The 17,825-nt window shown below is 42.4% G+C and carries 16 protein-coding genes; 11 read left to right on the forward strand and 5 right to left on the reverse strand.

From position 1 onward, the window contains the following. Window positions 1-51: 51 nt before the first annotated feature. The 3 genes from gpsA to HYN51_RS14870 all read right to left on the reverse strand — a co-directional run bounded on the left by gpsA (window position 52) and on the right by HYN51_RS14870 (window position 2,075). Complete coding sequence (gene gpsA / locus HYN51_RS14860; RefSeq protein WP_108900731.1) at window positions 52-1,065, reverse strand: NAD(P)H-dependent glycerol-3-phosphate dehydrogenase; 1,014 nt, start codon at window positions 1,063-1,065, stop codon at window positions 52-54. Then, a complete protein-coding gene (gene secB / locus HYN51_RS14865) occupies window positions 1,065-1,538 on the reverse strand; it encodes a protein-export chaperone SecB (protein ID WP_108900732.1) in 474 nt (157 codons plus the stop codon). Before secB ends, gpsA begins: the two co-directional genes overlap by 1 nt. A 105-nt stretch (window positions 1,539-1,643) precedes the next feature. Then, window positions 1,644-2,075: a rhodanese-like domain-containing protein gene (locus tag HYN51_RS14870; RefSeq protein WP_108900733.1), complete on the reverse strand. Its 432-nt coding sequence runs from the start codon at window positions 2,073-2,075 to the stop codon at window positions 1,644-1,646. A gap of 344 nt (window positions 2,076-2,419) precedes the next feature. On the opposite strand from HYN51_RS14870, the gene gpmM reads away from it, so the two are divergent. The 9 genes from gpmM (at window position 2,420) to HYN51_RS14915 (ending at window position 12,649) form a co-directional block, all read left to right on the forward strand. Then, entirely contained in the window at window positions 2,420-3,964 is a 1,545-nt protein-coding gene (gene gpmM, locus HYN51_RS14875; protein WP_108900734.1) for a 2,3-bisphosphoglycerate-independent phosphoglycerate mutase, read from the forward strand. Between the two features lie 9 nt (window positions 3,965-3,973). Then, window positions 3,974-5,308, forward strand: a complete 1,335-nt coding sequence (envC, locus tag HYN51_RS14880) for a murein hydrolase activator EnvC (protein WP_108900735.1) — start codon at window positions 3,974-3,976, stop codon at window positions 5,306-5,308. A gap of 23 nt (window positions 5,309-5,331) precedes the next feature. Continuing rightward, window positions 5,332-6,330: a divergent polysaccharide deacetylase family protein gene (locus tag HYN51_RS14885; RefSeq protein ID WP_407936354.1), complete on the forward strand. Its 999-nt coding sequence runs from the start codon at window positions 5,332-5,334 to the stop codon at window positions 6,328-6,330. 70 nt (window positions 6,331-6,400) lie between these two features. Then, a complete protein-coding gene (locus HYN51_RS14890; RefSeq protein WP_108900737.1) occupies window positions 6,401-7,162 on the forward strand; it encodes a glycosyltransferase family 2 protein in 762 nt (253 codons plus the stop codon). 142 nt (window positions 7,163-7,304) lie between these two features. Continuing rightward, the gene (gene rfaD / locus HYN51_RS14895; RefSeq protein WP_108900738.1) at window positions 7,305-8,240 is read left to right on the forward strand and encodes an ADP-glyceromanno-heptose 6-epimerase; all 936 of its coding nucleotides are present in this window, start codon (window positions 7,305-7,307) and stop codon (window positions 8,238-8,240) included. Window positions 8,241-8,347: 107 nt separating this feature from the next. After that, complete coding sequence (rfaF, locus tag HYN51_RS14900) at window positions 8,348-9,397, forward strand: ADP-heptose--LPS heptosyltransferase RfaF (protein WP_108900739.1); 1,050 nt, start codon at window positions 8,348-8,350, stop codon at window positions 9,395-9,397. Beyond that, complete coding sequence (gene rfaC / locus HYN51_RS14905) at window positions 9,397-10,356, forward strand: lipopolysaccharide heptosyltransferase RfaC (RefSeq protein ID WP_108900740.1); 960 nt, start codon at window positions 9,397-9,399, stop codon at window positions 10,354-10,356. Before rfaF ends, rfaC begins: the two co-directional genes overlap by 1 nt. Continuing rightward, entirely contained in the window at window positions 10,353-11,519 is a 1,167-nt protein-coding gene (locus HYN51_RS14910; RefSeq protein ID WP_108900741.1) for a glycosyltransferase, read from the forward strand. The genes rfaC and HYN51_RS14910 overlap by 4 nt, the downstream gene beginning before the upstream one ends. Window positions 11,520-11,551: 32 nt before the next feature. Continuing rightward, window positions 11,552-12,649, forward strand: a complete 1,098-nt coding sequence (locus HYN51_RS14915; RefSeq protein WP_108900742.1) for a glycosyltransferase — start codon at window positions 11,552-11,554, stop codon at window positions 12,647-12,649. Here HYN51_RS14915 and HYN51_RS14920 read toward each other — a convergent pair. After that, window positions 12,646-13,905 (reverse strand): O-antigen ligase family protein, encoded by a 1,260-nt coding sequence (locus tag HYN51_RS14920; protein WP_108900743.1) that lies wholly within the window; start codon window positions 13,903-13,905, stop codon window positions 12,646-12,648. The genes HYN51_RS14915 and HYN51_RS14920 overlap by 4 nt on opposite strands. A 33-nt stretch (window positions 13,906-13,938) precedes the next feature. Next, window positions 13,939-14,901, reverse strand: a complete 963-nt coding sequence (locus HYN51_RS14925) for a polysaccharide deacetylase family protein (RefSeq protein ID WP_108900744.1) — start codon at window positions 14,899-14,901, stop codon at window positions 13,939-13,941. Between the two features lie 685 nt (window positions 14,902-15,586). Between HYN51_RS14925 and HYN51_RS14930 the strand changes: the two genes are divergently transcribed. Next, complete coding sequence (locus HYN51_RS14930; RefSeq protein WP_108900745.1) at window positions 15,587-16,717, forward strand: glycosyltransferase family 4 protein; 1,131 nt, start codon at window positions 15,587-15,589, stop codon at window positions 16,715-16,717. After that, window positions 16,718-17,815 carry a glycosyltransferase gene (locus HYN51_RS14935; RefSeq protein ID WP_108900746.1) on the forward strand — a complete coding sequence of 366 codons (1,098 nt, stop codon included), beginning with the start codon at window positions 16,718-16,720 and terminating at the stop codon, window positions 17,813-17,815. It begins immediately after the preceding gene. Window positions 17,816-17,825: the final 10 nt, after the last annotated feature.

Here is a 17,825-nt window from a genome sequence, read left to right on the forward strand (position 1 = left end):
AGCTCCTGCTCACACCTCAGTGCCAATAAAAACAATGGATACTGATAGTAATTAGATTTTTATTTTCTCATCTTTGCTGGTTCGGCTAAGCAGAGTGATAGCCGCTTCCCGGGCATCTTTACCGGCATAAAGTACCTGGTAAATCTGTTCAGTAATTGGCATCTCCACGCCATAGCGCTGAGCCAGTACCCAAACTTCTTTAGTATTACGATAGCCTTCAACCACCTGACCAATCAGATTTTGGGCCTCGTCAACACGTTTCCCCTCGCCCAGCATAATGCCAAAACGACGGTTGCGGGATTGATTGTCCGTACAGGTCAATACCAAATCGCCTAATCCAGCCATGCCCATAAACGTGGCAGGATCTGCACCCAATGCGGTCCCTAAGCGGCTCATCTCTGCCAAACCTCGGGTTATTAATGCCGTTCTAGCATTGGCACCAAAACCAATACCGTCGGACATACCCGCTCCGATAGCAATGACGTTTTTAACTGCGCCGCCTAACTGAACGCCAATAAAATCAGGGTTACTGTAAACCCTAAAGCTCTTCCCGCAGTGCAATAACTTTTGTAAATCGTCAGTAAACTGAGGTTCGGATGAAGCTACCGCAATCGCCGTAGGTAAACCCGCAGCAAGCTCTTTGGCAAATGTTGGCCCGGAGATAACCGCCAGTGGGATATCGTTACCTAACGCTTCTCTGGCAACGTCGGCCAGCAAACGCCCAGTTTCTGCTTCCAGCCCTTTGGTTGCCCAAACAATACGTGCATTGGGCTGTAAAAACGGTTTTATCTGCCGAAGAACATCACCAAAAACATGACTAGGCACAACCACTAGGATATCCCGGCTGACACTAATAGCCTGCTGAAGGTTGGCCTGTAACTGTAACGTATCCGGGAATGGAACATCCGGAAGAAACGCCTGATTTTTTCTATCCTGTTGCAGTAGTGCAATATGTTGAGGATCGTGCCCCCACAACACCACCGAGTGGCCATTACGCGCCAGCGTAATGGCCAAAGCGGTGCCGTAAGAGCCGGCACCGATAACAGTCATATCGACTTGATTCATTACGCGTCCTGATGCGGCACAGCGCCTTGCTCAGCTTCGGCTTGCTGCTGCAGATAGTTCATGAACAGCGCATCAAAGTTAACTGGCGCCAAATTCAATTGCGGGAAACTACCGCGAGAAACCAATGCAGAGACACATTCGCGAGCATAAGGGAACAGAATATTCGGGCAGTATGCACCCAGACAGTGAGCCATCTGAGAATCATCCAGACCAGTAATGCTAAAGATACCTGCCTGCTGAACTTCACATAAAAATGCAGTATCTTCACCCAGCATAGCGGTTGCTGTAACGCGTAAAACAACTTCAAATACACCATCACCCAGTTGACTGGAAGCCGTATCTAAATCTAGCTTAACCTGAGGCTCCCACTCCTGCTGAAAAATCAGTGGTGCAGCAGGCGCTTCAAAAGAGACGTCTTTGGTATAAATGCGTTGAATTTGAAACGCCATTTCTGGGTTGCTTTGTTCTGACATAAAAAATTACCTTTAAGTTAAATGTCCTTCTCATGCTGAAATAAAGCAATAATCGGGAATTTTGAGATAAACAGTAAAGTGGGGCTCATCCCGTTTTACCGACTATTACTTACCGCGAACCAATGGCAGGTTTTCACCACTCCAGCCAGACAATCCGTTTTTCAGCGTGAATACCTGTGTGAAGCCTTCTTTTACCAACACTTCTGCCGGCTCTTTTGAACTGGTACCATTAGCACAAAGTACAATTACCGGACGCTCTTTGTGTTTGTCCAAAACGGCAAGGGTGCCATTTTTAATATCTGTTGGCGTTAAGTTGATCGCACCGACAATATGCCCTTTACGGAAATCATCAATCGTACGGGTATCAACAACAACCGCATCTTCTGAGTTGATCAGTCGGGTCAAATCCGAGTTGCTGATATCTTTAACTTTAGATGTTGCTGTTTTTAGCGTCATAAAAATGACAGCGACCAGTAAGCCAACCCAGGCAATACTCAATACCGGGTGGTTACTAACAAATTGCATAACTTGTTCCATGGAGGATAACAACTCCCGCTGTTTGGGATTAAATAATCAAGGTTATGGAGTATACCTTCGCACTGCACCAAATACAGCCAAAATACGGTTAGCAATGCAGAAAATACGGTACATCTCTAAAAATTTTATCAAGAGTTTGCTGCTAAACATATTGGAAAAGAGTAAAAACAGGTATCAAAGTCTGATTTTTCCGCTTATTTTTCTCTGATTGTAGTAAAATTCTCCTCCAAATAACGATGCTGGTTGTACCTATCGTTACCTCTAAGTTCTCAATGTGGTATAAAAAGCACATTGGATATGAAATGAATACCGCAAATTTCAATGTTATTTACGAGGTTATTTGAATGTCGAGCACAAAAAAACCCATGGTTCTAGTGATTCTTGATGGCTATGGCTACCGAGAAGAGCAGCAGGATAACGCTATTGTTAATGCTAAAAAACCGGTGATGGATAATCTGTGGAAGAACCACCCACATACGCTCATTGCCGCATCAGGCCTAGATGTAGGTTTACCCGATGGCCAAATGGGTAACTCCGAAGTTGGTCATGTGAATCTGGGTGCCGGACGCATCGTTTATCAAGACCTAACTCGCCTAGACAAAGAGATTAAAGACGGTGATTTCTTTACCAACAAGGTATTAACCTCCGCTATTGATAGCGCGGTTGCAGCAAATAAAGCTGTTCATATCATGGGCCTGATGTCCCCTGGTGGCGTTCACAGCCATGAAGACCATATTCTGGCGATGATTGAATTAGCCGCAAAGCGTGGCGCAAAAACCGTATATCTTCATGCATTCTTGGATGGTCGCGACACCCCACCCCGTAGTGCGCAATCAACACTGAAACGATTCACCCAAGAATTTGAGAGATTGGGCTGCGGTCGCATCGCTTCCATCGTAGGCCGTTACTATGCAATGGACCGTGATAACCGCTGGGATCGTGTACAGCTTGCCTATGATCTGATGACTGATGCCAAAGGTGAGTTCACCGCAGAAGATGCCGTTTCAGGATTACAGGCTGCATACAGCCGTGATGAAAACGATGAATTTGTTAAGCCTACGGTTATTCAAAAATCAGGTGAGCCCTCTGCGGCGATGCAGGATGGTGATGCGCTCATTTTTATGAATTTCCGCGCTGACCGTGCTCGTCAAATCACTCGTACCTTTATCAATCCTGACTTTGACGGATTTAAACGTAATAAAGTGGTTAAGTTCAGCGAGTTTGTGATGCTGACTGAATACGCTGCGGATATTAAAGCAGCATGTGCCTACCCACCAGATTCACTCACCAATACCTTTGGTGAATGGCTGATGAAACATGATAAGACTCAGTTACGCATCTCTGAAACTGAGAAATATGCTCACGTCACATTTTTCTATAATGGTGGCGTAGAAGATCCATTCACTGGTGAAGATCGCATTCTGGTGAATTCACCTAAAGTTGCGACCTACGATTTACAGCCAGAAATGAGTTCCGCAGAGCTGACCGAGAAGTTAGTTGCGGCTATTGAAAGCGGTAAATATGACGCCATTATCTGTAACTATCCTAACGGTGATATGGTTGGCCATACCGGTATATATGAAGCTGCAATTAAAGCGGTAGAAACGCTGGATGCTTGCGTTGGTCAAGTGGTTGCTGCCGTTGAAAAAGTCGGTGGACAGTTACTGGTTACCGCCGACCACGGTAATGCTGAACAGATGCGCGATCCGGCAACGGGTCAGGCCCATACGGCACATACCAGCCTGCCTGTGCCATTGATTTATGTAGGAAAGCCAGCGCAGGTAATCGAAGGCGGCAAACTGTCTGACCTCGCACCAACCATGCTCAGCCTGATGGGAATGGAAATTCCACAAGAGATGACTGGTAAGCCGCTGTTCATCGTGAAATAATCGTCTTCCATGAAGGAAGCGATTTTTTTCACTATTCACAAGCTATCAGGGGGGTCGATTGTGCGGATACCAAAACAGGACTCTGCACGAGGTGTATCGACTCACCGTTTCAGTTTGTGTGTTATTTGCGCCAGCCTGATCTGTGCTGGCGCACTTCTCTCTTCTTATCCTTGCAACGCTGATGAAAATAATAATCAACAGCTCAATTCCGTTTTGCAGGACATTGCTGAAAAAGAAAAAAACGTCAAACTACAGCAAAAACAGCGTGAAGACCTTAATGTTCAGCTTAAAGAGCAGGAAAAATCTATTGCTCAATCCAGCCTGATATTGCGAAAAACTCAGGGGGCCTTGAATAATTTAGGCAGCGAAATTAGCACCCTTAACAGCAATATAAAACGGTTGCAAAAACAACAAAATGCCCAACAAGACTATCTGGCTAAACAGCTGGATGCCGCTTTTCGTCTGGGAAAAAGCTCCGAACTTCAACTCATTCTGGAAAGTGAAGAGAGCCAGCGTAGCGAGAGGATTCTCGCGTATTACGGCTACCTGAATCAGGCTCGCCAAAAAACCATTGATGAGCTCAAAGAAACACAAACCGATCTGAAGCAGGAAAAAAACAAGTTACAAACAAAGCAGACCGAGCAAAAAACGCTGCTTGGCCAGCAAAAAGATGAACAGGTAAAACTGGAGTCGGTGCGTCAGGCTCGGAAAACAACCTTAAGCGAACTGGATATCTCCATTCAGGCCGATCAGCAAAAACTGGCCGAATTAAAGAAAAATGAATCTCGTTTAAGAGAGCAAATAGCCAAAGCTGAGCGAGAAGCCAAAGCCAGAGCAGCTCGAGAGCTGCAAGAGGCTGAAAAACTAAGAGTTCGTCAACAGCAGGCTCAAAAATCAGGCTCAGTGTATAAAACAACGGAAGAAGAGCGCTCTCTGATGGCTCGTACTGGTGGACTCGGTCGCCCGACAGCCCAGGCGATGTGGCCAGTAAGAGGGCAAATAAGCCATCGGTTCGGTGAAGCACTGCAAGGGGAACTGCGCTGGAAAGGTATCGTTATCAACGCGCCAGAAGGTAGTGAAGTTCGAGCCATTGCCGATGGACGCGTATTACTGGCTGACTGGCTACAGGGTTATGGCCTGGTTGTTGTTATCGAGCATGGTAAAAGCGATATGAGCCTGTATGGCTATAACCAGAGTGCACTGGTTAGCGTTGGTAGTCAGGTTAAAGCCGGTCAACCAATTGCGCTGGTTGGCACCAGTGGCGGTCAGGGAGAACCTTCGCTGTACTTTGAAATTCGCCGTCAAGGACAGGCAGTTAACCCACAATCATGGCTTGGAAAATAGTAGTGACTAGATTAAAACACCTTATCCACCCGCTACTCGGTTTGTTATGCCTAAGTTTTACGCTTTGTGCCGCCCCGGCCAGACTGGCGATTGTCATCGATGACTTTGGCTATCGTAAACATAACGAAGAGCAGATCTTGAGAATGCCAGCAGCCATTTCCGTTGCTGTATTACCGAATGCGCCACTATCGCAAGAAATGGCGCAAAAAGCCTATCAATCAGGGCATGAAATTCTCATCCATATGCCAATGGCACCAATAAGTAAACAACCTCTGGAACCAGATACACTACGCCCTGGTATGAGTGTGGAAGAAATTCGGCGTATTATTGCTCAAGCCATACACAACGTTCCCCATGCAAAAGGAATGAATAACCATATGGGCAGCGCCATGACCTCTGATTTAGGTGCTATGCAACTGGTGATGAAAACCCTGAGCCACTATCAACTTTACTTTCTCGATAGTGTGACCATCGGCAGCACCAAATCGACACAGGCTGCGGAGGGAACTTCCGTTCAGGTAGTCAAAAGAAAAGTCTTTCTGGATGATGACCAAAGTGAAGCCGCAGTGAAAAAGCAATTTAATCAAGCAGTGAAAATGGCACAAAAAAATGGTTCAGCCATTGCTATTGGCCATCCTCATCCATCTACCATTAGCGTGTTGCAACAAATGCTGCCGCAGTTACCGCAGGACGTGGTATTAGTGCCTGTCAGCCACTTATTACCATCGGCACCACATCGAACCTATCCAACGAGTGAGCCTAAACCCGTTGAAGTGAAGGCACCAGAAAAACCAGTGGTGCTCCCTGTCGCTCTGACTCATCGCTGCCCGGCACCTGAATCGATTGAGAAAATCAATCCACAAGCTACCTATAGCACCATAAAAAATATTTTTGGAACATCACCGGCAATATGGTCAATCTACTCTTATCTGACCTATTGTAGCGTCGCGCCACAAATGGCCGCGTCCTCATTACCACCAGCCCAAAAATCACCAATGAGAAAACGTCATCTAAGCATATGAATTATGTCTAATTGAACAAAAATAGCAGCTACGTTACTATTTATTTTTTAAGTCCTATGGCGGTCAAACTATGTTTCCTTTATCAGTGTGTGTACTAACATTTAATTCCGCGCGATTACTACAAGATGTGCTTTTGCCCCTAAAAGAAATCGCCGATGAGTTAATTATTGTAGATTCAGGAAGCAGCGATGAGACTCTGGATATTTGTCAACAGTTTGGCGTAACCCCAGTTTACCGCGCTTATACCACTCATGGTGAGCAGATGAACTATGCAATATCATTGGTAAGCAACCAATGGGTGCTTTGCATGGACAGCGATGAGATCATTGACCAGAAAACCGTTGAAGAGATAAAGAAGATTAAGAATGGTACAATGCCAGCGCCCGATATGGCGTTTCGAATTTCTCGTCACTGGTTTGTTTTAGGCAAAGAAGTCCACAATATTTATCCTGTCACCTCGCCAGACTACCCGGTCAGATTATTTAATCGTGAGTGTGTTGGCTTTAACAACCGCCCAGTTGATGATGCGGCTGAAGGTTACAAAAAGACCACAGTGATCGCCGGCTTTGTTAAACACGATACCTTTTTCTCTATCCATGAAGTGTTTAATAAACTGAATGGATATACCACCCGACTGGTTAAATATAAGCGGGTAGAACCGTCTCTGGCCAGAGGATTATTTAGCGCTTTTGGCTCTTTCTGGAAATGGTATATTTTCAAGAATGGCTGGAAGGATGGCAAAGTAGGTGTGGTTACTGGAACTTATGCTGTGGCTTATAGCTTTATGAAATACCTGAAAGCCTGGTATCAAAACGATGATAAAAAGCATTAATTATCTGAAACGGAACTGAGGCTGATATCCAGTGTCTACCAGCCAGATAGCTATATCGATACATTCGGCATAAAATAACGCTGGACGTTGTTTAACATAGACAACCTCCCAACAAATTTATCTTGGAACAAGTGGTGAAACCATGATTATCGTAACCGGCGGTGCTGGATTTATCGGCAGCAATATTATCAAAGCATTAAACAATACCGGATATCAAGACATTCTGGTAGTCGATAACCTGAAAGATGGTACTAAATTCGCCAATCTGGTTGATTTAGAAATTGCTGACTATATTGATAAAGAAGACTTTCTTGCTCATATTCTCGCCGGTGATGATTTAGGTGATATTGATGCAATTTTCCATCAGGGTGCCTGTTCTTCAACCACCGAGTGGGATGGCAAGTATATGATGGATAATAACTATCAATACTCCAAAGATCTGCTTCACTTCTGTCTGGATCGCCGTATTCCATTCCTCTATGCGTCATCCGCAGCGACTTACGGTGGCCGTAGTGATAACTTTGTTGAAGATCGTCAATTTGAGCAACCTCTTAACGTCTATGGCTATTCAAAGTTCCTGTTTGACCAGTATGTCCGCCAAATTTTGCCTCAGGCCGAATCTCAAATTTGTGGATTTCGCTATTTCAACGTGTATGGCCCACGGGAAAATCACAAAGGCAGCATGGCCAGCGTTGCTTTTCACCTAAATAACCAAATCAATAACGGTGAAAATCCAAAGCTATTTTCAGGCAGTGAGCAGCTTAAACGCGACTTTATCTATGTGGGTGACGTAGCCAATATGAACCTCTGGTTCTGGAAAAATGGCACTTCAGGTATCTTTAACTGTGGAACCGGTCGCTCAGAATCCTTCCAAGCTGTTGCAGATGCGGTATTGGCTTTCCATAAAAAAGGGCTCGTTGAGTACATCCCATTCCCTGAGCATTTGAAAGGTCGATACCAGTCCTATACTCAAGCCAACCTCACTAAACTAAAAGCAACAGGCTATGATCTGCCTTTCAAAACCGTTGCTGAAGGCGTGGCAGAATACATGACTTGGCTAAATCGGGATAAATTATAAAATTTAAATAACACAGTCACTTAATAAAAGCCCTGTGTTAATAACCCCGGGCTTTTATTTTAACTATGCAATCGCCGTGTCGCTTTACAACTGGAGCAGTATTAAGCATGAAAACGCTGATTATCGGGCCATCCTGGGTTGGTGATATGATGATGTCACAAAGCCTTTATCGTACTTTAAAGGCAGAAAACCCGGCTGTGGAAATAGACGTAATGGCTCCAGCCTGGTGTCGCCCGTTATTGGCCCGAATGCCTGAAATTAGTCAAGCGCTTCCAATGCCTTTAGGTCACGGTGCACTGGCCATTGGAGAACGTCGCCATCTGGGTAAACAATTACGTCAAGAGCAATATCAACAAGCTATTGTTCTGCCAAACTCCTTTAAATCTGCTCTAGTTCCTTTTTTTGCCCAGATTCCAATCCGCACCGGATGGCGTGGAGAAATGCGATACGGTCTGCTAAACGATCTTCGCATATTGGATAAAGCCGCATTCCCTTTGATGGTTCAGCGCTATGTGGCTTTAGCCTATAACAAACAGCGTATCTCTCATGCCGAGGATATCCCTCAGCCCATTCTCTGGCCTCAACTTCACGTTAGCCAAACAGAGATTGAAGTTACCGCTGCCGAATTCAACCTTAATAATAGTCGACCTGTGATCGGATTTTGCCCTGGCGCTGAGTTTGGCCCGGCGAAGCGCTGGCCTCATTACCACTATGCCACTCTAGCTAACAGTCTGATTCCAATGGGATACCAAATTGCACTGTTTGGTTCAGAGAAAGACAGAGAAGCAGGAGAGGAGATTGTTCATGCGCTTCCAGCCGACCTACAGCACCACTGCCATAATCTTGCCGGCAGCACTCAATTGGATCAAGCCGTCATTCTGATCGCCGCCTGTAATGCCGTTGTTAGTAACGACTCGGGATTAATGCATATCGCAGCAGCACTCAATAAACCCTTAGTCGCCCTTTATGGCCCAAGCAGCCCGGATTTCACACCGCCACTCACACGTGATGCCAAAGTGATCCGCCTGATTACCGGTTACCATAAAGTACGTAAAGGAAATGCTCAACAGGGCTACCACCAAAGCTTAATTGATATTCAACCTGAGCAGGTTTTAGCTGAGCTCCAATTACTGCTAGCCAGCAAGGAGCACCAGTAATGAAGGTTCTGATAGTCAAAACCTCTTCGATGGGGGATGTCTTACATACTCTGCCGGCACTTACCGATGCACAAAATGCGATCCCAAATATCCAGTTTGACTGGGTGGTCGAAGAAGGATTTGCACAGATCCCTCGTTGGCATAATGCCGTTAATCAGGTTATTCCCGTAGCCATACGTCGCTGGAGAAAATCGTGGTTTAGTGCCGATACCCGTAAAGAAAGAGCCGCATTTATTACCCAATTACAAGATCGCCATTATGACGCGGTCATTGACGCGCAAGGGCTCATAAAGAGCGCCTTTTTAATTACTCGAAAAGCCAAAGGAACGAAGCACGGGCAAGATCGCCATAGCGCCAGAGAGCCACTGGCTAGTTGGTTCTATGATGTAAAGCACCCAATACCTAAAAATCAGCACGCTGTTGAACGTACCCGTCAACTGTTTGCTCTCAGCCTTGGCTACCCAATGCCAGACAAAAAAGGTGATTATGGTATTGCCCAACATTTTCTAACAACTCTTCCCGCAGATGTAAATACCTATTTGGTTTTTCTTCATGCCACAACCCGTGATGATAAACATTGGCCCGAACAGCATTGGCGCGAGCTGATTGCCCTTACCACAGAGTCTGGATTAAAAATCAAGCTCCCTTGGGGAGCTCCTCATGAGCACGAAAGAGCAAAACGTTTAGCGAAAGGCTTCCAACATGTTGAAGTTTTACCTAAACTATCCTTGAAAGAAATCGCAAATGTGTTGGTTGGCGCTAAAGCCGTTGTTTCTGTTGATACCGGACTTAGCCATCTGACTGCTGCACTGGACCGCCCCAATATCACCCTATATGGACCGACAGATCCTAGGCTGATTGGGGGATATGGAAAAAATCAGCTTTCAGTAAAGCGAACAGACAACATAAAATCGATACCACCGGATATTATCTATAATTATTTATTGAGTATCAGATGAAGCGCCTACATATAATTAATCTCGATGGGCTAGCGGGCACCGAGAAAATGCTAATCCAATTTATTAATAGTAATATCAATGATGGCGATGAAGATATTATTGTTAACATTAATAATGTGTTGAGTGATGCTCTCACTGACCATATTGATAAGAAGAACGTTGTTTTTCCTTACCGCGTTTTTCAGAATAAGGCGTATAAATATCCGTCCTTTATGCGAAAACGTTTGCTTCGCAAACTAATTGAAAAAGAAAAAGCAGATCTGATTATTGTTTGGGATCTTATTCCTAATCTGGATAAAAAACCTTCCTATGGAAAAATTGTTTACTATGATCATGGGAATTCATGGCACTTTAGTAAAAACGCCAAAACGCTAAATTTCTTCTCCATGGTCGATGGTTGCATTTCTGTATCTGTCGCATCACAAAGAATGCTACAACTCAAATTTGACTTACGTTGTTCAATAGAGACAATTCCAAATAATATTCCCCCACCCCATAAAATAAAAAAGTTAAAAGATACATTGGGGGAGAGCATTATTTTAGGTACCGCTTCGCGTTTAGAGCCGATTAAAGCCATTGGGGTAGCAATCTTGACAGCCCAGGAACTTAATCGAAGAGGAATAAATACAACGTTATACATTGCAGGCCAAGGTTCTCAGGAAGAGAAACTACAATCACTCGTTAAAAAGTTACATTTAAACGATAAAGTCATATTTATGGGTTTCCAACATGATTTGGCTGATTTCTATCAAAAAATAGACTTCTATATTAGTAGCCCAATAACCGAAGCCTTTGGTTTATCTTGTATGGAAGCGCTCTATAATGGCATACCGGTAATATTTCCCCTTATTGATGGGCAACCGGAAGTGATTATAACGGGGCAAACAGGCCTTGGATATACTCCAACCATGACATTTGATCAATACAACAAGTTAACAGGGTTAAATATTCATTATCATCATCAGGGGTATAATCCTTTAAGTGATAAACTTATGGCTCTCAGGGTTCCTTCGTACATTGATTATGCTAATGGTATAGAGCACATTATTAAAGAAAATGAATATCATCAATATAGTGAAAATGCTCTGCGTTATACGCAGGAACAATGTGATTACAAAAAATTTAATGACACATTAAGAGAGACGTTAAATTCTTTTCTGTAATGTGATCATAATATGCAGGTTATAATTCCAACATGGTAAATGAGATTCCTACAATAAAAAAAATCATTCTAATTCTTCCTTTTCTAGAAGGTCGTGGTGGAATGGAAACTGTAATGACCACGCTTATTCCTATGATAAAAGCTGATGGTATTCAGATTAAATTATTTATGCTGGGAAAAGAAAAACAGCACTATAAGGAATGGTTAGAAAGCATTGAATATGAATCTTCAATGTGTACACATAAAAGTAAAAAAGTCAGAAACCTCGTTTATATTACCGCATTAACCCGTTACCTTTTTCGTGAAAAACCTGATATTGTCATTTGTACAAACGCTCTAACATGTCTAATCGCCGATCTTGCAAGGAAGATCGGTAGGGGTGATTACCCTATTGTTTCATGGTCTCATGGTTCAATAGCAGAGATGAGTAAAAAGGAGGATATGTTAAGAGCAGACTTTCATTTAGCTATTGCATCAGGAATAACACAACAGCTAACTGAATTAGGTGAAAAAAAATCAAATATTTATACTATTTTCAATCCATGTAAACCCGCTGATCGCATAATCCCGAGACCTACAAATAAGCACAAATTCGCCTATTTAGGTCGCATCCTTTTTGGCGATGAGAAAAGGCTAAAAGACATTCTGGATGCGTTTTCTACCATAGAAAACGAGTTCGAATTGCATATTATTGGTGATGGTAAGGATATGGAGCTTACCCGAAATTATGCACATCAATTAAGCATCTATCCCAAAATAATTTGGCATGGATGGCAGCATGATCCTTGGGAGGCTTTACATGATATAACGGCAATAATACTCGCTTCAACTCATGAGGGTTTTGGTATGGTACTTGCCGAAGCTGCAGCTCGTGGCGTTTACAGTATCAGTAGCAACTGTCCAACAGGGCCTGAAGATATTATTCAGGATGGTATCAATGGTATTTTGTTTGAACCAAGAGATGTTCAAACGCTTCATAATATTATTATTAATATTATGGATGGAGAAATACTTCCTGACCAGAAGCTAATCCAATCTTCTGCTCAAAAATTTTACCCTGAAAATTACTATACGCGATTTAAAACATCGCTAATCTCTATTATGGAAAGATGGAACAATAAGTCAGTTTAATAAGTCTTTACTTTATATTTTTCTAATTCTCTATTATCTAAATATGAAAAGCATAGATAGAGAATTAGACTCAATAACATGACACACACATATTTATTTGAATAAAGTAACGTATCAGACAAACCAAAGAATATTGTCGGAATCATGAGTAATGCTGATATCAGGATGCTTCTAGTGATTATAAATGAGTAATATATCAGGGAAACATAAAAAACCAGTAAAAATAGCATTCCCGCAATTCCCTGTAATGAACCAATATTAATTACATCATTATGTAAATGGAACTCCAGGGCCGCTAATGCCGCCGGATTACTATACTGTTCTTCAGTAATGTATTTTCTAGCCAGAATATTACGCTCATCAGCACTGATCCCATAAGGATGTTCACAAATAATATGCAGTCCGGCTTTCCATAAACTAAACCTTGCACCTAAAGATGTGCCAACAGTCCCTCCTTGATAAGCATTAACCTCATAGACGGTAGAGTCCATTCTTGAAATAATTGGTTGTAAAGAAATTAAATTTGTACTTACACCCGCAGCGATAAGTACGGCCAACACAAGTAAATATTTTATATTTATAATTTTTAATTTAATAAAGAACAAGGTAATACACAATGGATAAATGATGATAACAGCTCTGGTTTCTGTCATAAGAACAACATAAAATGTAAATAATGACAGCACAACCAACAGAACACTACTGTATTTTATTCTGGACACATATACGATATACATTACCAATAAAGCTTGGACAGCATAAATATATCCTCCTATCGTTGCCGCCAGACCAAATCCAATGCGTTCCCCTGTTTGTATATGATAATAGATACCACTAAAAGATAAATATAAATAACTAATCAGCAACATAACGCCAGATAGAAATAAAGTTTTTTTACCTACCCTATCTTTAATTGATATCAAATGAAAAAGTATTACTGCACATGAAATCATTCTTTTAGCAGAACGAATATATTCAATATTTACAATGTTATAATCAATGCTCTTAAACAGTGCGGCCCATGACATTTCAAAAATGCCAAACAATATGATAACTAAAGGTAATATTAACTCTCGATTTCTTATACTGTTTCTTCTGATAAAAATATATATTACAGAAAGATAAAGTGCTATGTATAAAGCATAACGACTAATTGCATCATAGGGTAGCGCAAAAGATAGCGCCAAAGAAATCAGAAAAACAATAACAGGAGCTTCGTTGAACTGATATATCTTATTTTTTATAATTCTACTCATATATTAAAATACCAAGGGAAACAATAATTATATTTAACAAGCCACACTTTTCTTATAGAATTCAGCCATTGTCATTCCCTGAGTTCGTTGACTCAGCCATGAAAATAATTCATCTAAATCACGATAAAGTAACTCAATTGACTCCGCATTACTAAATGTTGGACTCCCACCAGGCATAAACTCGGAAGAATGAAGCATAAACTCTACGTAATTCTTGCCTTCATTTAAGCACTGTTCAACAACACACTTCATCTCATCAACATTGCCACCTTTAGGCCGTAACCAACGAACAGAGAGAGGTTTCTTTTTACCCCTGACTCCATTATAGATTTGCTTAAACGTATTTTGCAGAAAACCGTATTTCAATCTGGTACTCATTGGTACCTGCAATAATGTCGATGTACCGACTTTAGTAATATCCTCTAAATCCATAAAGTAGGCACCATCTGGAAAATGACTGTAGTCAGTGCCGCCATTTCCCTTCGGGTCACCCATTACCCCACGCCAATCTATATAAGGGGTTACTGAACAATCAACCTGATATCCAAATTCATGCAGCAACTGAGCATAATATCGATTGAAAGCCCAACGCCCGGCACGGTGGCTGACCATTTTTACACCAAATGTATCCTCCAATAAATTCGTCATAAAAGCGATTTTCTGACGCATAACTTCTATCGGATATTCAATCAGGTAAGGTTTATAATTATCATCATCTGAGGTCAGAGAGTAAAGCGGCGGGCTATTCCATGCATGTAAATGCATCCCAACCTCTCCTTGCCCACGTTCAAGAACATCTCTTGCAAAGGAAACATAAGCAGGCGAAATAGCCATTTCATAATTAGTCAGGTAGGTCGGCTTAAAATCATATTTCTCACAAAGCTGTTGAAATCTACCCAGATAGTGAGCATTTTGTGTTAAAATATCTTTCGTATTAACCCAAAGGTTATCGCCTTCGGTATCAATCGTGATAAGAAAAGCAGGCTTCTGTACCATAAATAACTATTTTCTTTTTCTCTGAGATTATAGGGTACTAATGTTACGCACTCTCACCAGAAGGCGCAAACAAAGTTGTATTAGCATGTATTTATTACTTAGCAAGTAAGGTGGGTCGTTACCACGATCCATTTACTGTTATCACTTTGTTGAACACCGGCATTGCCGTCATATGTAAGAGCTGTTTACCTTAGTCATATCGTTGGCACTAAAAATCTCATGTAAATAGCAATAAAAGTGCTACTACTAGCTAGGGCAACGTGATGTTAAACACCTCTGCATTAATTCTCTTACCACCGGAAAAAAGTATTATGTTGCAGAGATGATGCATCAATACATTTAAACTATTCAGGAAACTTTTTTCACGAGACTAATTCAAGCATAATAGGTAGGTGAAAAGAGTATCTGCAAATCAAATTGCATTAAAGTTAAATGTAAATATAGCAACAACAAATCATGAAATAGCTGTGCGGACACTATTCCCTCATTTGAACTGGCAGCCCACCTTTTCAACGAAAAAAACATTACTATCGTTAGTCTTTCTGAAAAGAGTGCTATTGATAATGCCATTTTCAAAAAGATCGGCTACCAACAAGCATTTTGTTTAAATAATGATAAAAGACATTCTCCCTATAATCAGAGATTGTTAACTCAAAAATAGCCCTTTTTCGCAAGGAATACCGGTATGAATCCAATCCGTCTTGCTATTGTCCGGCAAAAATATCGTCCGGATGGCGGCGCTGAACGCTTTATTTCCCGAGCACTGGAAGCGTTAAAAGATCATAACCTTTCACTAAATGTCATCACGCGGGAATGGCAAGGTGAGCAGAATCCTGACTGGCATATTTTTCACTGTAACCCAACCAAATGGGGAAGGATCAGCAGAGAAAGAGGCTTTGCCCAAGCAGCACGACAAATTTGGCAGCGTGAACATTTCGATTTGGTCCAAAGCCACGAACGCATCCCAGGCTGTGATATTTACCGCGCTGGTGATGGTGTTCATCAGCGTTGGCTACAGCAACGAGCCAGAATACTGCCAGCCTGGCGTCAAAAATTCCTGTTTAACGACCGCTATCATCGCTACGTTATGAACGCAGAGAAAGAAATGTACTCTGCCCCAGAACTACGTGCCGTGATTTGTAACGCAAACATGATTAAGCAAGAGATCATGGAAGACTTTGGCGTACCTGAAGCGAAAATTAACGTTATCTATAACGCTATTGATAGCCAGCGTTTTACTCCTGTGAATGAACAACAAAAGCATCAGATCCGCACACAGTTGAATATCGACCCCCACGTATCTTGCCTGATTTACGTGGGCTCTGGCTTTGAGCGCAAAGGATTAGAAGCAGCTATCAGGGCAATGGCACCCACTCAGCGTCATTTGATGGTTGTGGGCAAAGACAAAGAAGAAAAACGCTACAAACATTTGGCAGCCAGTTTAGGCTGTCAAAATCGTGTACATTTTGTTGGTGTACAAAATAACGTATTGCCTTATTACCAGATAGCTGATGGCTTATTGCTACCGTCATTATACGATCCATTTCCTAACGTCATTTTAGAGGCCATGGCTTGTGGACTACCGGTTATCACCAGTACTACCTGCGGTGGCGCAGAATTTATTGAGTCAGGAACCCATGGTTTTGTCTGTGATGCGTTGGATATTAATGCCTTAACAACAGCTATTAACGAACTGCCGCCGCATGCATTAGGCTCTTCAATGGGGCATGCTGCCAGAGAAAGAGTACTGCATCAAAATGCCAGCCTACTTTCACAGCAATTAGTTAGCCTGTATCAACGCCTGATGAGCAACTAAATGAGAATTCTATTTATTATTGACGGACTTCCCGGTGGCGGAGCCGAAAAAGTAGTACTGACGCTGGCCGAAGGAATAAAAAACTTAGGGCATCAGGTTTCGTTAATCTCTCTGCGTGATGTCTGTGATTACACCATCCCGGCAGGGATTGAATATACGGTGCTATCTGATGATTCTCGTGTTTTCTGGCGAAAACTGACCGAAATTAAACGTCGCGCCAAACAGCTCGATCGGGAAATCATCAATCGCCAAAACCGCGATGGACAGTTTGATCTGGTGTTTTCTAATTTGCATAAAACGGATCGTATTGTCCGCCAATGCCGAAGTCTTAACTGGTCAAAAGTCTGGTTCTGTATTCATGGTGTATTTTCTGCTTCCTATCTGGGGAACAAACAGGGTTTCAGCCGCTGGCTGAAAAAACAGAAAATCAGCCGTGTTTACCAACATAAAAATATTGTTGGTGTTTCTCAGGCTGCGCTTGATGATCTCATTCAACAATTTGAGATCGCTCCGGGAAAAACGGCGCATATTGCCAACCCGTTTGATATTGATGCTATTCACGCTCTTGCTTCAGAGCCTTGCGAGCTGGCCGGAACCGATTATTTAATTCACGTTGGTCGTTTACATCCTAATAAACGCCATGACCGGCTACTGAAGGCCTATGCAAAAACGCAACTTCCTTACCCGTTAGTATTAATTGGTAAGGGTAGCAATGAATATACTGACAAACTGAAGGCGCTGGCGAAAACACTCAATATTGAGAATAGAGTGAAATTCATGGGCTTCTGTTCTAATCCTTATCCTTACATCAAACACGCTAAAACACTGATACTAAGTTCAGACAGCGAAGGCTTTGGTAATGTATTGGTTGAGGCATTAATTTGTGGCACATCGGTGGCCAGTACTAACTGTCCGGGGGGGCCTGCAAGTATACTCACGGGTAATTTAGCCGTTGGCCTCTCTGAATTAGATGAGGACGATTTAGCGAAAAAGATCATTTCGGTTACTAATCAGCCTCCAACAATAGAAGAAAAACCGCTTCTGGACTATGGTATTATTCCAACCAGTTCAAAGTACCTCGCTCTAGCGAACAATTAATTAGTTTAAG

The organism is Limnobaculum parvum, from assembly GCF_003096015.2.
Taxonomy (GTDB): Bacteria; Pseudomonadota; Gammaproteobacteria; order Enterobacterales; family Enterobacteriaceae; genus Limnobaculum; species Limnobaculum parvum.